Consider the following 21,136-nt stretch of genomic DNA (forward strand, 5'->3'; position numbering starts at 1 on the left):
CATTGAGTCCTCTGCTTCGCTTAAGATAATCCGAATCGGAGCAGGCATAAATAATGGAAAACTCCCTTTAGAGAACCTATCCCATCTTATATTTAATTAGTCCCAGCTACTTAAACCGAAAATAACTGCATTTAAGACAAACAGGAATAAACCAAATGACAAAAGAATGAATGGAAAGGTGAAGAACCCTAAGATGGGTTTTAACAGAGCATTCAAAATTCCAAAAACTGCTGCGGAAATTGCGGCTTTTCCAAAAGTGTCAATTTCTACGCCAATCGGCAGCCGGGAAATAATTAAAAAACTGATAGTAGTGACTAACCAAGTGATGAGGATTCCAACCATAACCAAAACTCCTTATCATCAATCGTTTTGTTACAGGGTCGGGTAAGTTTCCATCTTCAGGGTCATCAATAAATGTGACCAGAAAGTGACAGCAACCTTGGAATTCAGAATTAGCTGAATAACCAGCCTTGGAAACCAGCAAATCTCGCCGGGAAAAACCGAATCAATTGGGTTCTCCATTGCGGGAGTCCCGAACCCAATCCAAACCGTCGCGAAGAAAAACTCCTCCTTATCTTCCCCCGCTTGCGCTTGAAGTGAGAGAGTTTTAAGTAAATTTTTGTAATTGAGACGATTTGAATTTTTTGCCGGAGAAGATTCGTTTGGCGGTGGGAATTCAGGGGAGCGGTGGGTGAGCAGTGAGCTTGCGATCGCATCCTCAACTCTGGTAAACCTGGAAATCTCGCTTGTAGAGCCACTTTTTTCTACAGAACATCCGGAGGTTTTTCCGCCGTTTACATTGCTCTTGCGATCGCTATTTAAAGATTTCTGCGAGCGCACATCTCAACCCAAGTGGTTGAAAGCATTACGCAAATTACCGCTCCAGCTTGCAATCGCGGTCATCTCCTGCGAATTTACGTGTTAAACCGATTGATGCTGAGGCATTGCGAGGAACGGTTCGGTAATATTCTAGGTACCGCTGATTCGTCCAGTTAAATTGGCAATTACTGCAATTAATTCAGCAGGTTCAACGGGTTTGGCAATATGGGATTGAAAGCCTGCTAAAAGCGCAGCCGTGCGGTCTTGAGTTCTTGCATAGGCGGTCAGGGCGATCGCGGAAATTCTGCCTTTATTGTTTGACTCCAAAGCTCTGACGCGACGCAACAGAGCATAACCGTCTTCATCTGGCATCCCAATATCACTGATTAATATATCCATCGGTGGTGAAGATTGGGTCAGTGCTGAGATGGCTTCGTCTGCTGAAGCGGCGGCGATGACTTCTGCCCCACAAACTTCCAGCGTGTAGGCGAGCAAATCCCGCATATCCGGGTCATCATCCACGATCAGTATCCTCAATCCCTCTAGTTGAGAGGAGCAGTCAAATGGGACACTGTCTCCCACGGTTGGATGCACCCGGTCTGGTTCAATCGCTGTTGGCCCAACGGCAAGCAGGGGTAGTTTGACGGTAAATGTTGCACCTTGTCCTTCTCCGGGGCTTTGGGCATGCACCGTTCCCCCATGCAGTTCTACCAATTGGCGAACGATCGCTAAACCCAGCCCCAATCCGCCAAAGGAACGAGTGATGGAACCATCTGCCTGACGAAAGCGCTCAAAGACGTAGGGGAGGAATTCTGCACTGATGCCTTGACCCGTATCTGCCACCACAATCTCAATATGAGAATTAATCCGTTGCAGGCCAATCTGAACCCGCCCCTGTTTCGGTGTGAACTTGATCGAATTGCTGAGCAAATTCCAGACAATCTGTTGTAATCGCTCGGAGTCTCCTAAAACAGGGCCTGCTGCTGGATCGAGCACCGACTGCAAGCGAATATTCTTGGCATCAGCAGCAGGACGCACCGTATCGATTGCTGCCTGAATCGCGGGCAATAGGTCAACTGTTTGCACATTGAGGCGAATCTTGCCTGTAATGATGCGGGAAATATCCAGGAGATCGTCAACCAACTGTGCCTGGGATCTGGCATTGCGCTCTATCGTTTCCAGCGCCCGATGCATCTTGGCTGCGTCTACCTTGCTAGTTCTCAGGATATTAGACCAGCCAAGGATGGCATTGAGAGGGGTTCGCAGTTCGTGGGATACGGTAGATAGAAATTCATCCTTCAATCGATTCAGCTTCTCAGCTTCTACTCGTGCTTTCTGTTCCTGCACCAGAAGTTTAGCTCGCTCTTCTTCCGCTCGTTGACGCTGCCGAATCTCTTTGGCTAATTCATCGATCTTCTTGTTCAGCAGGGTGAATCGGCTACTGGCAGATTCCTTGTTTTTCAACCGTAAGAGAATAAGTGCCGGGGATTCAGGCGATCGCGGTCGGATGACCGCTCCTTCACAGCGACACAAGCAAGTCTCTCCATTGTTGGCATTGAAGGTTAATGAGCCAATCACCATTTCTCGACTGCTGGAACAAGCACGCAGATACTGTTTAACCTTATCAGCAGGATCGACGACCATCTCAAAGAGCATTTTCTCTTGCAGGAGCTGACGGGGTAGCCCCAGCATCTTGGAAAATGGCGGATTGGCAGCCAGAAGCTGACCATTTCCGGCAATTAGGAGCATGGGTTCGGGTAAAGGTCTAGCGAATTCGAGAAACTGTTCGGGTGTCACCCCTCGTCATCTCCCTCACTCTCTCCTTTGAAGTATTCTCTGCCGTGACTTTCTTCCGCCTCTGGGGTGGGTTTTAAATAAACAACCACACGGCATCCAGGCGCACCCATTGCGATCGTCTCTTGCAGTTCTACTTTGGCGTACCCCAGATTGTCCGCTGCAATGGAGCCAAAAACATTGGAGGTCATCATACACATAGCGGGGCGATCGATGACTTTTTCGGCAAACGGGCACGCCCGGTTCCCTAAGACAATCTTTTCATCCGTTTGTTCAATAATATAAAAGTCACCTTGGATTCGCTTCTTCAAATCTACCAAAACATCAGCAACTTGCTCTCGCGTTAGATGGGATACCTCTAGAGCCGCTTTATAGTCCCGGTCGATTTGCCTCCCCATGTTTTGACCCACGACACTAATAAACCCGGAGGCTTCCTCTAAGCCCACGACATCCTGTAATGTACCTGCCAACTCTCGAATTAAGGTACGTAAAAATATATCCCGCTCTAAAGGAATTTCGAGTCCCTTCATGGATGTTTCAGACTTAAGAGAACTATTCATAGCAATATCTCGTGAATGGGGATCGGCAGCCCTTACTCAAGGCTATAATGCCACCCGGCGAAGTGGCACTTTAATACATCTAAAGATAGATGTCTATACTGATACTACATGGTCAGACGAGCGCTCTGTGGCGAGAGGGCGATCGCTCGTCAGCTAGTAATGGACTACTACCAATCTTCATCCTCATAACGACCAAGCTCACCGGACGCAGATTGCCTTTGCTTCATCTGACCATATAGCAGCGTTCCGGTGCAGCAACTTGTTAGGCTGCGGTCTAGATTTATGGAGTAGTTGAACTCTTTAGATATGCTGCTATAGCTTTATCTAAAATATCACCCCTTGCAGAAGCTAGATTAATCCAGTGAGTCATCTCATCTTTAGATAAGACAGAGGCAGCATACAACACTGCTCTTTTATCCCAAGGTCCCAAAACGTCCAGACTATCTTTGTACTCTTTTACCCATGTCGTGTCACCTTTACGCTTTGCTATCAAAGCCTTTTCTCTAATTCGTTTGACCGAATCATAATTTATTGGCAAATCAATGCTATTAAATCGCTCATTTTGAAATAAATGAAATATCCAAATATTTACATAAGGCAATTCAATATACTTTTGAGACAGAATATGTTCAAATTCGTTTCTATAACTTTGAATTTGCTTTTCAGAAAGAACTTTGTTGAAATAAATAACAATCTCCCTGATCGCAGGTAGAAGCTTTTCAAAATTTTTTAGAATTATTGGCACCAAACTCCGATATCTATATCTAGTTGCCTGCCGTAAAATATGCCGAGCAATACCAAGATCGAGGTATTTTTCAACTACAGTTTTTTGAAGTATATCTTCGTATGCAGCCGTTATTATTTTAAATTTTTCATCATTTTTTAATTTTTCTAAATCAGCATTATCCTCGTCATTAAACACTGCTAAATATAGATTATTTAACTCAATTTTCTTGTTATATAAATACTCAGTAAATTCATCTAAAATTGCTTCTTTCTCAATCTTTTCTTCGCTCTTATGGTATTTAGTTTGAAATTCTTTGACAGTAATGATGCAAGTTTTCTGAGCTGAAAGCACAAGTCTGTGGGAGGTATATAAATAGCGAGTCAATTCATGCAATACGAACTGTGCTTGCTCTTTAGATGGAAAAAATATCCTAATATCATCTACCCATCTAGTAAAGTCTCGCGTAAAAGTTGCTATTTTTTTGTCGATGTCTCCCATGATTGCCTCAGCCAACACAATGCTGGGTGCAGGACCTACAGGAATTCCTCTTGATGTGTTGGTGTTGAGACACATTAAAAAATCTTCTAAGACTTTCGCATGGCTAACGTATGCCCTACTTCCTGCTTCAGAAATAATATTTTGTATACGATGGAGATAAATTTGATTGTAAAAGTCAGTAATGTCACACAATAAAACATATCCTTCTTGATAGGATATGGCTAAATTTTCAGACTTTTCAATATAATTTGACCAACCATCGCTGTCTTTATCAAAGAAAGAACCCTTGACACTAGTTTCTATACGATATGAACAGGCAATACGTTCAGTTGCGGGAATCCGATACTCTTCTATTATTTGACTAACTTCATAAACAAGAGCTGTATAAATAATTGCGTCTATAGGGTCAAGTTGATGGACAACACGAAAAGTACCGCTTGCTTTAAATGCCAGAGAGGAAAAAGGCGTTTTTGGAGCGTATGTTAATAGATCAAGCCCTTGAATATAACTTTTAACTTCTGACCAGTAGTGAGCTATCGCTTCATACTCGAATAGTTTGGGGTAGAAATCACTATCGTAATATTTAGTTAGATGCTTAAGTGCCCACTCAAGAGAAGTTTCTTCGAGCTTCATAATGACTAGATTATTAATATTTTACAAAATTAATATAACTGCTTAAAAACAAGCTTCAATCCTTATCAAGGAGTATTCACAGCCTGTTAAAGTTGCGCTCATCCATTCATCACTATACCCAAAATACTGTTTAACACATAACCTTAAGGAAACTTAACTTAACACTACAAGAGATAGCCTTACGGTACTGCCAAAGCCGCAAATTTGATTACCATAACTATAGATTCACTGTCAAATTTACTAGGTAACACCCTGACTTTCCAAATTAGTCTGCATATATGCTGGATAACATCTAGTCTTAAGGTATTAAACAGAAAACTCACAGAATAAGTCTGGGAACTTGGGGTGTTATCTGTCATATTTGATAGTTAAGCCTGAAGATCGGGGCACTTATCCGTCAAAAGTGCTGGATAACATAACATACCGATACCTGAGTTGTCGATCAGACTTCTCTTCGGTAGTGAACAATTTCTCTTGATTGTAGGGCGATCGCTAATCCAGTAAAAGCACGATCGCCCATCGGAATTCGTCACTCGGTTCATTGCTAACTTCAAGCGTGCGATCGCTCTCACTCATGCACCGATCCATCGGGCATGATTGCTCCCTGCAACTCTGCATCCGTCAGCACAGCGCCTGTCAAATCAGCATCTCTCAAATTTGCCTTGTGTAGAATCGCACCCGTGAGATCGGCATAACTCAAGTCAGCTCCTCGCAAGTTGGCTGCGCTCAAATCGGTTGATTTCATTCCTTGTTGTGGCGTTCGATTTAAATGAGCGCGGCAAAGCTTTGCACCATTTAGATTTGCCCTATATAAAACAGCTCCACTTAAATTGGCGTAGCATAGGTCTGCATCGCTTAAAATCGCATGACTCAGATCCGTCGCTTGGTCGGACGTAGGACGCAAATTGGCGTCAAACAAATTGGCACGAAATAATCTGGCGCGGACTAAATTCGCACCTCCTAAGGTTGCTTTACTCAAGTTCGCTCGCTCCAGATTGGCGTAACTCAGCTCGGCACCACTCAAGTCTGCCTCTCGTAGAATGGCTCGATCCAAATCAGCTTCGCTCAAATCAGTTCCGCACAAGAGCGCTTCGCTGAGGTCTGCCTCCCGGAAGCTGGCTCGGCTAAAGTCCGTTTTACCCAATCGCGCTTGCCGTAAATCTGCCTGATTGAAGTTCACACCATGAAAGTGAGCATTCTGCAAATCAACCTCTCGCAGGTTGACCCTTTGAAAGCTTCGTTTGCCTTCGGCATACCGATTCAGGATCTCTTCAATAGTCATCTCTGTTGCCTTTAAGTGTTGCAACTGTAGGGGGTTCTCTTGAAAAGAGGTTCGCTCAGCCATCACCGTTCAAGCTAGGTATTATTCCCCAGTCTCATTATAGAAACGCAGTTTGAGGAACTTGTCAGGAAATGCGATCGCTAAAAGAGATCCCGCCACAGGCAGGTACGCACCCGATTCGATCTCAACACGTTCCGGTTAACTCCGCCATCACCTCAGCGACAGACATAATTCGGTCTGCGCGTCCGGCGTATGCTCCGAAAAAGATTAAGCCGTTCTCTATATCTCTATCCGCTGCCTTGGCGAGTGCCTGAATGATGCAATAGGTTTTTCGGCTAACCCGACACAGGCAGCTTTCTAAACACTTAGCCATGCATTGTCGTTCTAAATCTGGGGATGCAGCGGCAGCGATGCCTCTTCTAATTGATGGATGGCAGCCAATGCTGATGGTGTAAGAAATGTCATCGGATAGTCACCAAAACGTCACATTCGCTGAGTAGGCTGATAGTAAGAACTGCAAAGTTCTACTCCTCACACCATAAAATACAGCCCTCTCGTTCAACAGCAAGAGGGCTTTTTCTTTAATGACAGCAGTTCCAGATCGTCGTCAAGCAATTGTCATCACAATTACTTGAATAAATCTTTGGGTGAAAATTGCGATCGCAAGAATAACTGCGTAATGTAACAAGTGTTTCCTTGCCGCCAAACTCCGATACCCGTCTCGGCGTATTCGGCTTGCAAAATATTTGCGCGATGTCCGGGACTATTCATCCATCCCTCAACAGCTAACGGTACGGGTTGGGGAGCATTCACACTTTTAAACAAATTTTCCCCGACCATCCAGTAGGAGATTCCCCCCGCACGAACCCGTTTAGTCAAAGTGCTGCCGTCTGGACTATCGTGGCTGAAGAAGTTCTCACGAGCCATCTTCTGACTGTAATTGCGAGCAACCCGTGCTAATTTTTCGTTGTTTTGAAGTGGATTTAAGCCATTCTTTTGGCGGACTTCATTGATCCGCTGACGGACAGAAGCTTCCATCTGGGCACTGGTGGGGGATTGAGCGGCGCTGTTAGGCAATTTCGGCGCTTCGGGTACATCCTGTCCAGGCAATTGCCGCAATAACTCTGCGGCAGGTTCGCACCCCACCAATCCTAGAGCCATCGGTATCCAGAATATCCAAGCTATCCTTGGTCGTCGCTGACGCCTGATGGTTGCCTTTAAATTTTGCGCGGGTATGCTTCTGCTGGTTGCTGTTTTAGTTTGTTGAATTTGAATCAATCGAAAAATCCTTTTGTGATTCATCGCTGCTGGCATCAGCCATCATGTTGAGCTAGTATTCTCAGCTTAGCGAGAACCGAGATGGCTGTGCTGGACGACAATCGGCACATTCGACTTTGTTTGCGATCGCTGTCACTTTCTAGTCACATTTGTTACTAACACTAAAGAAAACAGAATCTATGCAAGAAACTAATCTCCTTTGGTTTTTTGTCTGCAAAAGATAGACTTCTTGCCTCTAAAGGAGCCAACAAAATGACAGCAACAGCGAAAGAGAAATCAGTGGGAAATCAGTGGCATCATCTACCTGTGGGAGAAGTTGCTCAGAATTTAGACAGCAACATAGAAACAGGTTTGACATCCGCTGAAGTAACAAAGCGACAGGAACGTTTTGGAGCAAACGAACTCAAGGGTAAAGCCGGAAAAAGTCCCTTAGTGCGATTTCTCCAGCAATTTAACCAACCGCTCCTGTATATCTTGTTAATTGCTGGTGCAGTCAAGGCATTTCTAGGGGAATGGGTGAATGCGTGGGTAATTTGGGGCGTGACGCTAATTAACGCCATTATCGGATTTGTCCAAGAATCAAAAGCCGAAAGCGCGATCGCTGCCTTAGCTTCTTCTGTCCAAACAGATGCAAATGTACTGCGCGAGGGTCAAAAAGTACAAGTTCCTTCGACTGAGTTAGTACCGGGCGATCTCGTACTCCTCACTTCTGGAGACAAAGTACCCGCCGATTTGCGACTGGTGAAGGTGCGTAACTTGCAAGTGAACGAATCTGCACTTACCGGCGAGTCCGTTGCAGTGCAAAAAGAGGGGGGAACGGAAGCCCCGCTTCTGCACCTAAACGCACCCTTGGCGGAGCGAACCAATATGGCTTATGCTGGCAGCTTCGTGACCTTTGGTACTGCCAGCGGCGTTGTGGTGGCAATTGGGGAAGCGACTCAAACCGGGCGAATCTCCCAGTTAATGGATCGGGGAAGCAGCCTGACAACCCCCTTAACTCGCAAATTTGACAAATTCAGTCGAAAGTTGCTGTACGTCATTCTAGGAGTCGCCGCGCTGACGTTTGCAGTGGGATGGGGGTACGGCAATTCCTGGGTAAAAATGTTTGAAGCTGCCGTAGCCTTAGCAGTGAGTGCGATTCCCGAAGGATTACCCGCCGTTGTGACGGTGACGTTGGCGATTGGCGTTTCCCGCATGGCTCGTCGTCATGCTATTGTCCGCAAGTTGCCAGCCGTTGAAACTCTGGGTGGTGCCACAGTCATTTGTTCTGACAAAACCGGCACCTTGACTGAAAACCAGATGACGGTACAAGCCATTTATGCCGGAGGTCAGCACTATACAGCCAGCGGTAGCGGCTACAATCCGGCAGGGGAAATCCTGTTAGAAGAAAAGCCGATTAACCTGAACAATTTCCCCGTTCTTCTAGAGTGTTTAAAAGCCGGATTGTTATGCAATGACTCTCACCTGGAAGTCAAGGACGAGCAATGGGTTGTGATTGGCGATCCGACAGAGGGAGCGTTAATTGCTGTTGCCAATAAAGTGGGATTAAAGCAGTCAAACTTAGAGCGAGAAATGCCTAGGCTGGATGTTATTCCGTTTGAGTCTGAATTTCAGTACATGGCAACGTTGCATGAAGGTAAAAGCGATGGGGACGGGCGGGGAAACCCCGGTACGACGATTTACGTGAAGGGTTCGGTGGAGGCAATTCTCCAGCGCTGTCAGCAGATGCTAGATGCTGATGGGAGTTTGATCCCTGTGGATGGACAAACGGTGCATCGGGAAGTCGATGCAATGGCAGAACAGGGGCTACGGGTGTTGGCGTTGGCGAAGAAGCCCGTGTCAGCCGAGCAACAATCAGTAGATCATGGTGATATTGCAAAGAATCTGATTTTTATCGGATTGCAGGGCATGATCGATCCGCCGCGAAAAGAAGCGATCGCTGCCGTGCAAGCCTGTCAGGAAGCGGGGATTCAAGTCAAAATGATTACGGGCGATCATGCTGTCACCGCCGCAGCGATCGCTTCTCGCATGGAATTGAAAAGGCATGGGGAAGTTCTGGCCTTTACCGGGCAAGAACTTGCTCAAATGAATGAACAAGAACTGGCAACAGCGGTAGAAGATGGAGTCGTGTTTGCCCGTGTTGCACCGGAACAGAAACTCCGTCTTGTCGAAGCTTTACAACTTAAAGGCGAAGTTGTCGCGATGACGGGGGATGGGGTTAACGATGCGCCTGCACTCAAGCAAGCAGATATTGGGATTGCAATGGGAGGTGCGGGTACTGAGGTGGCAAAAGAAGCCGCCGATATGATTTTGACCGATGATAACTTTGCCTCGATAGAAGCGGCTGTTGAGGAAGGTCGTACCGTTTACCGAAATCTCCTGAAAGCGATCGCCTTCATTCTCCCCGTTAATGGTGGCGAATCGATGACGATTTTGATTAGCGTGTTACTCGCTAGAGAATTGCCCATCTTATCTTTACAAGTTCTCTGGCTCAATATGGTTAATTCTATTGCCATGACCGTCCCCTTAGCCTTTGAGCCTAAATCTCAGCAGGTGATGCAACAGCCTCCACGCAACCCGAATGAACCCTTGCTTTCTGGCAGTCTGTTAAAGCGGATCTTAGTAATTTCTGCTTTTAACTGGATTGTAATTTTTGGCGTATTTGAATGGATGAAACAAACAACCGGGAATATTGATTTAGCCCGCACAATGGCAATCCAGGCTTTAGTGGTCGGGAGAATCTTTTATCTTTTAAGCATTAGCCACTTTGGAAATGCTGTCATCGCCAAAATTCGTGGCATCGGACGCATTCGCAATTCCCCAGCCCTGGCAATTGGGATTGCCTGCACTTTGCTTTTGCAAGTAATCTTCAGTCAGTGGAGCCTAATGAATGGCTTATTCTCCACAACACCACTGAACTTAAATCAATGGCTCATTTGCCTGTTGGTGGGGTTGCCAATGATTGCAGTAGCCGCCTTCGTCAATCGCTTTGATCCACAACACTAATCCCATTTTAGATTTTGAGTTGTAGAAGGCTTGCGGTTATCGCATCTGTTGTCAGTAGCTATCCGATTCTGGCTGCAAGGCTGAAGACATGGCTTGTTGTTTAAGCGCGTAGACCCGTCCAAATTCTGTGCTTCTGGTTGCTGATTCCAAACAACCCAAACTTACTTACAGTTTCTATGCAGCTTAACGTCTTCTTGAAGATACATTTTGTCAGCACTCAGCGCTTTGGATTTCACTGGAAAATAGGGCTGTCAGGATGGAGTCTCCTCGCCCATGCGGGTACTGACTCTTTTGATGCGATCGCGCACCGTTATCCTCGGTTAAGTGGAGAGAAGGGGAGAGAACTGCCGATCCAAGTATGCGAGCGCCTTTTGCCCCTACATCATCCTCAATATTGCGTTTTGTAATACTTTTATGGCTCTTTTCCAGATCAAATTCTAAAATGCTATCATCTCAAATGAGAGTTGATTCGGTTGCAAGGTTTTGTTTTTATTGACTGGCTTTTTCGTCTTGGTCTTAACAGACTCCTCTCCGAAATCTAAATCTCCACGTTCCTATGATTTTGGAGTCGATCTATGTCTATTTATGTAGGTAATTTGTCCTACGACGTTACCGAAGCCGATTTAACCGGCGTTTTTGCAGAATATGGTTCTGTAAAGCGGGTTCAGCTACCCACTGACCGCGAAACAGGTCGTCCGCGCGGCTTTGGTTTTGTGGAAATGTCTACCGAGGCTGAAGAAACAGCTGCCATTGAAGCCCTGGATGGTGCTGAATGGATGGGTCGTGACATGAAAGTGAATAAAGCCAAGCCCCGCGAAGACAGAAGTTCGTCCGATGGTGGCGGTCGCAGAAACAACAGTTTCTCTCGTCGCTACTAAAACATAAAGAAGAAGCCCCCATTTCTGGGGGCTTTTTTATTGGTCGCTGGAGTGCGATCGCGCTCCCTTCGCGCCCCCTTCGCACTCCAGACAGGTGGAGAGTTTAAGGTCTGGGGGGATTACCACACTGCGGGCTAGGATTATTTAAACATAGCCAAATTCCTGGCATGAGGTCGGTGTTGTTGTTGTTCATAGTACTTGTGGTTGAAGGACTAGCTGCGGGGCTAGCTTCAGGACTGGCTTCAGGACTAGCTTCAGGACTGGCTTCAGGGCTAGCTTCGGGACTGGCTTCGGGACTGGCTTCAGGACTGGCTTCGGGACTATCTTCGGGACTATCTTCGGGGCTGGCTGGCGCATCTTGAGCGAATAACTCTTGGCTACTCACAGTTAAATCAGCTTGCTCGGAGCCACTACCAGCATTGGAGTGATTATTAGGACTATTAATTAGTGCAGTAGCTGGAAAACTCAGCAAAATTCCAGCACTCACAACCAACATCATGCCAACTCGCGTTTTAATTTGAGTTTTAAGATCTTTATTCATCGGTATCTACTTGGTTTCTCCTAAAATCGGGATGCACTTGATTAAAACTCATTCCTCTGTAATCGTCTTCCTACTTCCGATAGAAGTAGAAGTAAAGTATACTCAATGCTTAAGTAGTGGGCACTCCTTAATAAGATTTGACGAGAGCTAAACCACCAAAATTAGTATTTGTTGTTTTTTTTGCTGCTAAAGTCAAGCTAAAATTATTATTTTTCAAGGAGCAGTATTGGGGCAGTCCCTACGTTAAAAAAATTCTTTTTCGAGAGTTGGTATCGCGGTTCTCGCTAAGTATGCGCTCCACATTGAACCTCAAACCCACTCGGCTTTCGGAGAGAAGCCGGAGGGGGGTTAAACTGTACTGCTCCAAACGAAAATTGCTATATAGTTTTCTATGCAAGTAGGGAATCGGAAAGTTACGTAGAAGCGAGAAAATATTTAAAAGTAGATTAACTGGATTTCGGTAGCGTTGATAACAAATTGCCAAAACAAATTGCCAAAGTGAGCTGTCATGATGAGCAGAGCGACGAATGCACTCTTCTGAAAGCAAGTAGAGATTAATCCATTGCCGCTAGCACCGCCTTGGGTGCTAATTTATCTTTAAACCAAACAATTCTTGCCGGTACATCGTTCAGTTTAACACCGGCTTTCTCCAAATTTAGCCGCTCAGAAATCGCTAAAATTAAGTTCTCGCATTCAGCGCGACGCACCTGAGAAAACTTCTTTTGCAAGTATTCGGGACGCCAGTAGCCGACTATTTCGAGTAAGAACGTGCGACCATCAGGATGCACGAGGCGAAAGTCAGGAATCATGACACTGCCTGGAATGGGGATAAGGTCAACTTCTCTTTCTAATACCCATTCACTTTTCAGCGCGTCCCAGCGGTCGGCAAAGGACGCCTCTAACATACTGTCATAAGGCTTGCCAGGTGGATAGTGGGACACCAAACCACATTCAGAATTCAGCGTAAAGCGTCCGGTTTTCCAGTTGCCAGTGAAGGCATCGCGGTTTTGCAGCGTGGCGCTGAGACTCCATTTAGTGACGTGGAGTAAAGCTGGGAGGAGTTTAGCGATCGCTAACCCATAGCGCGTACTCGGCTTAAATAAACTGGTAGGGCCATCCACTGTTATCGTGAAGCCATGATCCGCATCGCCTTCAATATATGCCATCAATTGAAATAATTTGAGATAGCGGAATAACAGCTTATATTCGCCCGGAACGTTGCGGTGAGCATTCAGGGTAATTTGACTCGCACGATAGAAGACACCCTGCACCTGGGATAAATTGTAGCGGTGCAACAAATTTTCGGGCGTGGGAGTGTCAAACTGGGTGAGGATGCGATTCTCGGCTAAATCCGCGTAAAGTCCCATGCGAATTTGACTTGCCAGCACTTCTCGATCGAGTTCCTGGCTAAGTTTGTCAGCTAATAAGCTTAGTGTCTGCGCCGAGGCTTGGGGGCTGGGAACAGATTGAGCCGCCAGCGCAAAGACTCGTTCCCGCAATTCTTGCGGTTCCAAGGGACTGACGATTTCAAACGTACACAAACTGCTTTTGAGAATGTGGGCAAGTCCTCGCTTCAGGCGATAATCTGGACTATCTCCTTCTAACTCCAGCAACTGGCGATCGAGTTCTCCCTGCGTACAACCAAGCGCTTCCTGAAAACAGGTAATCAGATCGGATGCAATCCCCAAATTCTGAGCATCAATATTTAAGCGCTTCGGGACTATTGTTTCGCCATTTTGACGATGGATTAAAAGGTCGGTAGGTAACATTTGGATTTAGATAATTGCTAATTGCTAATTGCTAATTGCTAATCGCTAATGGGTGGTTCATCCTCCTCTCCCCATTTTGCCGGTGACTCCGCTGCTCGCTTAGCGACATTAGAATTTACCCCATAAATCGGTTTCGACGGCAAAATCTCCAATTGTTTACCTTTCTTCTCCTCTCTTTCTTCGCGTTCTCTGCGCCTTGGCGGTTCGTTTTTCTTATCTCCCCGCCGCCGTTGGGATGTACCTTCCTCGCTGGTATTTTCCGCCACTACCTCATAGAGAATAGCGCGTTTATTTTTATCCTGACTTTTCCGCAAAACCCGCCCCATGCGCTGAATAAACTCACGCTGCGAACCTGTGCCGGATAAGATAATTGCGATGCTAGCGGCGGGGACATCCACCCCTTCATTCAGGACGTGGGAAGCGATCAGAGTTTTGTATTCTCCCTCCCGAAACCGAGTTAATATCTCGTGGCGTTCCTTCACCGGCGTTTGATGGGTAATCGCTGGGATTAAGAAATCTTGGGAAATGCGATAAACGGTAGCGTTATCAGCCGTAAAAATCAGAATTCGTTCTGGGTGATGTTCGGCAATCAAATTGGCGAGAATTCGTAGTTTGCCGTCTGTCCCCAAGGCGATATCTTTCGCTTCCCGGTGGGCTAGCATCGCCCGACGTCCCGCTGGCGAACCAGCACTTCTCATCACAAACTGCTGCCAACCTTGTATGCTACCCAGAGAAATATTTGATTCTCGCAAAAAGTTGTTGCGGAGTTGAATTAACTCGTTATAGCGATCGCGCTCTAATTGCGATAACTTGACTTTAATCTGCACGATCTCATGCTCAGCAAGTGCCGAACCAGAAAGTTCCTCTGCCGTTTTGCGGTAAACTTCGGAACCAATGAGAAGATTTAGATCGGCGTGTTTGCCGTCAGAACGCTCTGGAGTGGCACTAAGTCCCAGTCGGTAGGGAGCGATCGCATATTCGGCAATCACCCGATTAAAATCAGTCGGTAAGTGGTGACACTCATCAAACACGAGCATGGCATAGCGATTGCCCAAGTTTTCGGCATGAATTGCCGCACTGTCGTAAGTGGCAACCAGAATTGCTGTTCTATCCCGCGAACCCCCTCCCAGCAACCCCACCTCTGCATCCGGAAAAGCTGCCGTCAAGTGGGCATACCACTGGTGCATCAAATCCAGTGTCGGCACCACAATTAACGTACTGCGCGGCGTCGCCTGCATCGCCAGTTGAGCCAGATACGTCTTCCCAGCCGCCGTAGGCAGCACCACTACTCCCTGACGTCCCGCTTGCTTCCAAGCCATTAGCGCCTCGGTTTGATGCGGGTAGGGTTCCATTTCCATGCTGGCGACGAGTTCCAGCGCTTGAAAACCCTTCGCCTCATCGATAAAATTTGTTTCTTCCGCTTGTAGTGCTTCTACCAGTTGACGATAGTGCATCGCCGGAATGCGGAACTTTTCCACGCGATCGTCCCAAGTCGCATATTCCACCCAAGCTTTGCCCCTAGGAGGCGGATGCAATATTAAAGTGCCACGATCAAAAGATAAAGTAGGGCTACGAGCCATTATTTTTTTAAATTCTTAATCCCCCGATAATTTTAGGAGACTTAATGCACAATGCGATTGAACCCTTGCAGTAATTGGAGCTTTCCCTAATTAAGGGATGAATGCATCGGGGGTAGTAAATAGACTCTCCCAACCTCACAACCCAACCGCGCAAAATTGTTACAGTATGGTGCAATCTTGTGCAACAGCGTAATTGGAGCTGATTTTTGTGTTTAACACTGGCATCATCAGTATTTTGCAATATAGAGGCGCTAAATCTTGACATCTGGCTATGATACGGATCGAGGAGCCATTAGGGTAGATGTGCGAACCAGCGAACTGACAAGTCAGCGCAACGCGATCGCGCTGGTGCGGGAGATTCGTTTTTCATTTTTTACATTAAGAATCGGTGTTGGCATTAGTGCGAAGCGCTCCAAATGCCGAACCCGCCAGGAGAACAGAATATGTTAAAAAAAATCAACCCTCGATTACGGCGCTACGGTGTTGCTGTACTCGCCGTTGCTAGCGCTGGGGTACTGACGCTGTGGTTATTGCCGCACATTCAGCCGCACATTTCCCCACTTTTTTTTGCTGCCGTAATGTTGAGTTCCTGGTACGGCGGCTCGAAACCGGGACTGTTAGCTACTGTTTTGTCTACTTTAACGATTTCTTATTTTTTTATCCCGCCGTTCCATTCAGTTTTGTTTGGTGGAGGGGACATCCTGCGAGTGGCGGTGTTTGGGTTGGTGGCATTATTTATTAGTTGGCTCAGCGCGGAATTAAAAGCTGCCAAGCATCGATCCGAGAAGAACATATTAAAAGTACGAGCCAGCGAGGAGCGGTATCGTAGCATCGTCGAGACGGCTAACGAGGGCATCTGGTTATTGGATGCCCAAATGCGAATAGAGTACGTCAATCAACGGTTAGCCGAGATGTTCGGTTACGGTGTAGAAGAGATGCTCGGTCGTCCAATTTTTGACTTCATGGATGAAGAGGCTCGCATTCAGTTAGAGCAATCTTTGGAGCGAGGAAAACAGGGTATCAACGAGCAGTTTGACTTCCGTTACCGCCGCAAAGACGGTTCGACGCTTTGGGCAATTGTCTCCACAAATCTTATTTTTAATGAAGGCGGTGTCAGCGACGCGAAAGGTGAAGCGATGCCGAAAGCGATCGCGATGTTAACTGATGTCACCGAGCGCAAAGCCGCTGAGGAAGAATTAAAACGATATCAACTTCTTTCTCAACACAGTCGTGACATTGTTTTATATATTCAGATTGATGGTCAAATTATTGAAGCAAACCAAGCTGCTGTTAAAGCTTATGGTTACTCTAAATCAGAGTTGATCTCCCTGAAAATTAACGATTTACGAGCGCCACAAACTCGGGATTTAATCGCTCAGCAAATTGAACAAGCAGACAAAGAAGGGATTTTGTTTGAAACCATTCACTACCGGAAAGACGGGAGTTCTTTTCCGGTAGAAGTGAGTGCCCAAAGCTTAGGAATTGGCAATAAAAAAATAGTTTTAAGTATTATTCGAGACATTACTGAGCGCAAGCAAGCTGAAGCCTTGTTGCGGAACAGCGAAGAACGCTACCGCGCTTTTATTGAGCGGAGTTCAGAAGGAATTTGGCGATTTGAACTTGAGCAACCGATTCCCATAGAAGTGACAGAAGATGAGCAGATTCAGCGTTTTTACCAACATGGATACTTAGCTGAATGCAATCGGGTCATGGCTCAAATGTATGGGTTTAGTAGTGTAGAAGAAATTATTGGGGTAAGATTAGAAGATTTTTTAATTCCCTCGGAGCCACATAATATTGAATATTTGCGGGCGTTTATTCAGTCTGGCTACCGACTCAGCGATGCAGAATCCTATGAGGTGGATAAAGAAGGAAATCCCAAATATTTCTTAAATAACCTCGTAGGAATTGTGGAAAATGGTTTTTTAGTACGAGCGTGGGGAACTCAACAGGACATTAGCGAAAGCCTGCGGCACGCTACGCTACGCAAACAAGCGGAAGAAAAATCTCGGCAACTTGCAAACGAGCTTCAAGAACAAGCCAGTACGCTGGATGCAATTCTTTCGGCATCTGTCGATCACATTTACATCTTCGATCGTGAAGGCCGCTACCAATATGTAAGCGCTGGCGGTGCCCAAGTGGTGGGATTCCAGCCAAGCGAGCTGGTAGGCAAAACTTGGCGAGATATCGGCTTGCCAGAAGAAATTATGAGCCGATTTGATGCTCACAGAGAAGAAGTCATCTCTACCGGAGAACCGATCAGAAATGAGAACGAGTTCTTAGGTGCTAGCGGCTTACAACACTACGAATATATCGTCGCCCCCCTGCACAATCAGGATAAAAGCATCAAGGGGATCGTGGTTATTTCCCGCGACATCACCCAGCGCAAGCAAGCTGAAGAGGCTCTGCGAGAAAGTGAAGTACGGGCGAGACGCTTGATTGACTCAAATATTATCGGGGTCATCATTGCGGACTTTTCTGGCAATATCCTGGAGGCAAACGATGTCTTTTGTAACATCGTCGGTTATACACAGGAGGAAGTGCTATCCGGAAAAGCGAACTGGGCGGAAATGACGCCGCCAGAATATCGGCATTTAGATGTGCAGGCGATGGAGGAGATGCAGCAGACAGGCACCCATACGCCTTTCGAGAAAGAATACATCCGCCAAGACGGCACCAGGGTTCCCGTCCTAGTGGGGACAGGCTATCTGGGCGGAGCGAACAAAATCGGAGTGGGTTTTGCGATTGACTTAAGCGAAAGCCTGCGGCACGCTACGCTACGCAAACGCGCTGAGCAGGAATTGCGAATATCAGAAGCTCGCTTCCGAGCTTTGGTAGATCAGTCCCCGTTGAGTACGCAAATTATGGCTCTCGACGGTCGGATTCTTCAGGTCAACCAGGCTTGGGAGAAACTTTGGGGAATCACGCTTGACCAACTTTCGGAATACAACCTGTTGCAGGATGAGCAATTAGTCGCTAAAGGCATCATGCCATACATTCAAAAGGCATTTGCTGGCGAGGCGACAGCCATGCCACCCATCATCTACTATGTTTCGGAGCTAGGAGATTTCCACAAGCAAGAACGCTGGACGCAGGCTTTCATCTATCCCGTCAAAGATGAAACCGGAAATATTCGCGAAGTGGTTTTGGTACACGAAGATATTACAGAGCGCGTCCGAGCCGAGGAAGCACTTCGAGAAAGCGAAGAACGATTCCGAAAATTTTTTGAAGAGGCACCCATTGGCATCTCCGTGGTTGACATAAACGGTCGCTTGGTCAAAATGAATAAAACCTACTGTGAGATGTTGGGATACCCAGAGCAAGAACTCAGTCAATTGACCTTTACAGAGATTACCCACCCCGAAGATGTTGAAAAAGATTGGCGCTATACAGAGCAATTATTCACAGGTGAACTAACTCGCTATCAAGTAGAAAAACGTTATATCAAGAAAAATGGGGAAATTTTATGGATTAATCTTACAGCTACGGCAATTTACGATCGAGAAGGGAACCCCTGCTATGGATTGGGCATGGTTGAAGACATCAGCGAACGGAAGCGAGCTGAAAAAGCGCTGCAAGCAACGAACCAAACTCTTGACAGCCTGATTCAAGCTTGTCCCCTGGGGATTACAGTTCTCAGTATTGATGATGGAACGGTAAAACTGTGGAATCCAGCAGATGAGCGGATCTTCGGCTGGAGCGAACAAGAGGTAGTCGGCTGTTTTCTTCCTAGCATCCTAGAAGATAAACGAGACGAGTTTATAGCACAACTTGATGCTATCGAGCAAGGCGGAACATTAACGGCTATAGAAACACGTCGCCGAAAGAAGGACGGTTCACTGGTTGATATCAGTGTCTGGGCGTGTCCGGTGCGTGACGCTCAGGGAAATCTTAGCTGTATGTCCATTGTTGCCGATATTAGCGATCGCAAGCAGTTAGAGCAAGAACGCAACCAACTTTTGCTCAACGAACAACAACGGGCGACCCAACTTCGAGGCTTGGCGGATGCTGCTTTAGCCATCAACTCTACACTCTCGATTGATGAGCGGTTGCAAGCGATCGCTGACCAAGCGCGTACCATCATCGGTGCCCACCAGTCACACGCCAAACTAAGTTTTAATCAAGACTGGGCGCAGTCTCTCAACGCCATCTCTGTGTCAGACAAATATGCAGCTTGGCGCGAATCCCCTGAAAAAATTGATGTGACGACGAGCATCTACTCGCTTGTCTGCCAAAGGAACCGCCCGATGCGGATGACGCAAGCTGAGCTGGAGGCACATCCGGCTTGGAAAGAATTTGACAAAACTGTTGATAATCTACCGATGCGAGGCTGGCTAGCTGCACCCCTGACGGGACACAACGGGAAAAATATCGGTTTGATTCAACTGTCGGATAAATATGAGGGTGACTTCACCGAACAAGATGAAGCCATCTTCGTCCAACTGGCACAGATGGCTTCCGTCGCGGTTGAGAATGCACGCCTTTACCGGGAAGCCCAAGAAGCAAACCGCACCAAAGATGAGTTTTTAGCGACCCTTTCCCACGAACTGCGAACGCCTCTCAACGCCATGCTGGGATGGACTCAACTCCTGCGTACCCGGAAGTTTGACGCCGCCACTGCCGCCCGCGCCCTGGAAACCATCGACCGCAATACCAGGTCACTGTCTCAATTGATTGAGGATGTTCTAGATGTCTCGCGGATTATTACCGGCAAGTTGCGCCTAAATGTGCGTCCCATCGAACTTGTACCCGTGATTGAGGCGGCTATCGATACGGTGCTACCCGCAGCAGAAGCGAAAAACATTCAAATTGACTCTAGATGCGATCGCTCAGTCGGACTCATTTTGGGCGATTCCGCTCGTTTGCAGCAAGTCGTCTGGAATCTGCTTTCTAACGCCGTCAAGTTCACCCCCAAGGGAGGGCGGATCGAGGTACAACTTTCTGTAGGCAGGGGGAATGGGAACGAACAATTCCCGATTCCCAACTATGCCGAAATCAGAGTAACTGACACGGGACAAGGGATTAGTGCCGACTTTCTCCCTTATGTATTTGAACGCTTCCGTCAAGCCGATGGTACAACGACGCGATCGCATGGCGGACTCGGACTTGGACTCGCGATCGTGCGCCACCTCGTAGAATTGCAAGGGGGAACCGTCCGCGCCCAAAGCCCCGGAATTGGCTTAGGCGCAACCTTTATTGTGAATTTACCGCTCCGAAGGGAGGAAGCAGAAAACCGGAAAGATGAATTAGATTCTCACCTTCCTCCTTCCGCCGCCGACTTCGCTTCCTGTGCCGTAACGCTGGATGGCTTGCGAGTGCTAATTGTGGATGATGAACCCGACGCCCGCGAAGTGCTAACTGCCATCTTGGAGCAATACCACGCCCAAGTCACCGCTGTGACGAGTGCCCGCGAAGCACTGGAAGCCCTCCACCGCTTGCAGCCGGATATCTTGGTAAGCGATATTGGGATGCCGGGAGAAGATGGCTACGACCTGATTCGTAAAGTCAGGGCGCTGGATACACAAGGTAGAAAAATTCCGGCTGTAGCGCTGACCGCCTACGCTAGAGTTGAAGACCGTACAAAGGCGCTCCAAGCAGGTTTCCAGGTACACATTTCTAAGCCAGTCAACCCCGTGGAGTTAGCGACAGCGATCGCTAACCTCACCGGACGCACCCATTCTTAAATGGTGGTCAGGAAAAGGGATTGGTTTAAGAAAAAAAACAATCATCGCCAGTAGTAAGTGATATGTTAGGGGGCAATCGCGATCGCT

The 21,136-nt window shown here is 47.0% G+C and carries 15 protein-coding genes and 1 pseudogene; 5 read left to right on the forward strand and 11 right to left on the reverse strand.

The window, feature by feature from the left end; all coding sequences use genetic code 11:
• Positions 1-105: 105 nt before the first annotated feature.
• From NDI44_RS20665 to NDI44_RS20700, 8 genes and pseudogenes are all read right to left on the reverse strand, one after another.
• Positions 106-342 (reverse strand): annotated as a pseudogene (locus NDI44_RS20665) (phage holin family protein); the annotation flags it as partial.
• Between the two features lie 30 nt (positions 343-372).
• Positions 373-840, reverse strand: coding sequence for a hypothetical protein (locus NDI44_RS20670; RefSeq protein WP_190416064.1), 468 nt, complete (start codon positions 838-840; stop codon positions 373-375).
• 129 nt (positions 841-969) lie between these two features.
• Positions 970-2,616 (reverse strand): ATP-binding protein, encoded by a 1,647-nt coding sequence (locus tag NDI44_RS20675; protein ID WP_190416065.1) that lies wholly within the window; start codon positions 2,614-2,616, stop codon positions 970-972.
• Positions 2,613-3,173, reverse strand: coding sequence for a methanogen output domain 1-containing protein (locus tag NDI44_RS20680; RefSeq protein WP_190416066.1), 561 nt, complete (start codon positions 3,171-3,173; stop codon positions 2,613-2,615). The genes NDI44_RS20675 and NDI44_RS20680 overlap by 4 nt, the downstream gene beginning before the upstream one ends.
• A gap of 280 nt (positions 3,174-3,453) precedes the next feature.
• Positions 3,454-5,031 carry an RNA-directed DNA polymerase gene (locus tag NDI44_RS20685; protein WP_190416068.1) on the reverse strand — a complete coding sequence of 526 codons (1,578 nt, stop codon included), beginning with the start codon at positions 5,029-5,031 and terminating at the stop codon, positions 3,454-3,456.
• A gap of 568 nt (positions 5,032-5,599) precedes the next feature.
• On the reverse strand, positions 5,600-6,313 hold the full coding sequence (locus NDI44_RS20690; protein WP_190416069.1) for a pentapeptide repeat-containing protein: 714 nt from the start codon (positions 6,311-6,313) through the stop codon (positions 5,600-5,602).
• Positions 6,314-6,497: 184 nt separating this feature from the next.
• Positions 6,498-6,686 carry a hypothetical protein gene (locus NDI44_RS20695; RefSeq protein WP_190416070.1) on the reverse strand — a complete coding sequence of 63 codons (189 nt, stop codon included), beginning with the start codon at positions 6,684-6,686 and terminating at the stop codon, positions 6,498-6,500.
• A 254-nt stretch (positions 6,687-6,940) separates the two neighbouring features.
• Positions 6,941-7,591, reverse strand: a complete 651-nt coding sequence (locus NDI44_RS20700) for a CAP domain-containing protein (RefSeq protein WP_242031267.1) — start codon at positions 7,589-7,591, stop codon at positions 6,941-6,943.
• Positions 7,592-7,843: 252 nt separating this feature from the next.
• On the opposite strand from NDI44_RS20700, the gene NDI44_RS20705 reads away from it, so the two are divergent.
• From NDI44_RS20705 to NDI44_RS20715, 3 genes are all read left to right on the forward strand, one after another.
• Positions 7,844-10,597 carry a cation-transporting P-type ATPase gene (locus NDI44_RS20705; protein ID WP_190416071.1) on the forward strand — a complete coding sequence of 918 codons (2,754 nt, stop codon included), beginning with the start codon at positions 7,844-7,846 and terminating at the stop codon, positions 10,595-10,597.
• Between the two features lie 176 nt (positions 10,598-10,773).
• On the forward strand, positions 10,774-11,004 hold the full coding sequence (locus NDI44_RS20710) for a hypothetical protein (protein WP_190416072.1): 231 nt from the start codon (positions 10,774-10,776) through the stop codon (positions 11,002-11,004).
• A gap of 168 nt (positions 11,005-11,172) precedes the next feature.
• The gene (locus NDI44_RS20715; protein WP_190416073.1) at positions 11,173-11,475 is read left to right on the forward strand and encodes an RNA-binding protein; all 303 of its coding nucleotides are present in this window, start codon (positions 11,173-11,175) and stop codon (positions 11,473-11,475) included.
• Positions 11,476-11,578: 103 nt separating this feature from the next.
• On the opposite strand, the gene NDI44_RS20720 is transcribed toward NDI44_RS20715, so the two are convergent.
• The 3 genes from NDI44_RS20720 to NDI44_RS20730 form a co-directional block, all read right to left on the reverse strand.
• Positions 11,579-12,016, reverse strand: a complete 438-nt coding sequence (locus tag NDI44_RS20720; RefSeq protein ID WP_190416074.1) for a hypothetical protein — start codon at positions 12,014-12,016, stop codon at positions 11,579-11,581.
• Positions 12,017-12,570: 554 nt separating this feature from the next.
• The gene (locus NDI44_RS20725; protein ID WP_190416075.1) at positions 12,571-13,785 is read right to left on the reverse strand and encodes a DUF790 family protein; all 1,215 of its coding nucleotides are present in this window, start codon (positions 13,783-13,785) and stop codon (positions 12,571-12,573) included.
• Between the two features lie 38 nt (positions 13,786-13,823).
• Positions 13,824-15,365, reverse strand: coding sequence for a DEAD/DEAH box helicase family protein (locus NDI44_RS20730; RefSeq protein ID WP_190416076.1), 1,542 nt, complete (start codon positions 15,363-15,365; stop codon positions 13,824-13,826).
• Between the two features lie 258 nt (positions 15,366-15,623).
• Between NDI44_RS20730 and NDI44_RS20735 the strand changes: the two genes are divergently transcribed.
• Together NDI44_RS20735 and NDI44_RS20740 are read left to right on the forward strand one after the other, a co-directional pair.
• Positions 15,624-15,815 (forward strand): hypothetical protein, encoded by a 192-nt coding sequence (locus tag NDI44_RS20735; protein ID WP_190416077.1) that lies wholly within the window; start codon positions 15,624-15,626, stop codon positions 15,813-15,815.
• Positions 15,809-21,049 carry a PAS domain S-box protein gene (locus tag NDI44_RS20740; protein WP_190416078.1) on the forward strand — a complete coding sequence of 1,747 codons (5,241 nt, stop codon included), beginning with the start codon at positions 15,809-15,811 and terminating at the stop codon, positions 21,047-21,049. The genes NDI44_RS20735 and NDI44_RS20740 overlap by 7 nt, the downstream gene beginning before the upstream one ends.
• Positions 21,050-21,136 lie beyond the last annotated feature (87 nt).

Source organism: Trichocoleus sp. DQ-A3, from assembly GCF_039961975.1.
Classification (GTDB): Bacteria; Cyanobacteriota; Cyanobacteriia; order Cyanobacteriales; family FACHB-T130; genus FACHB-T130.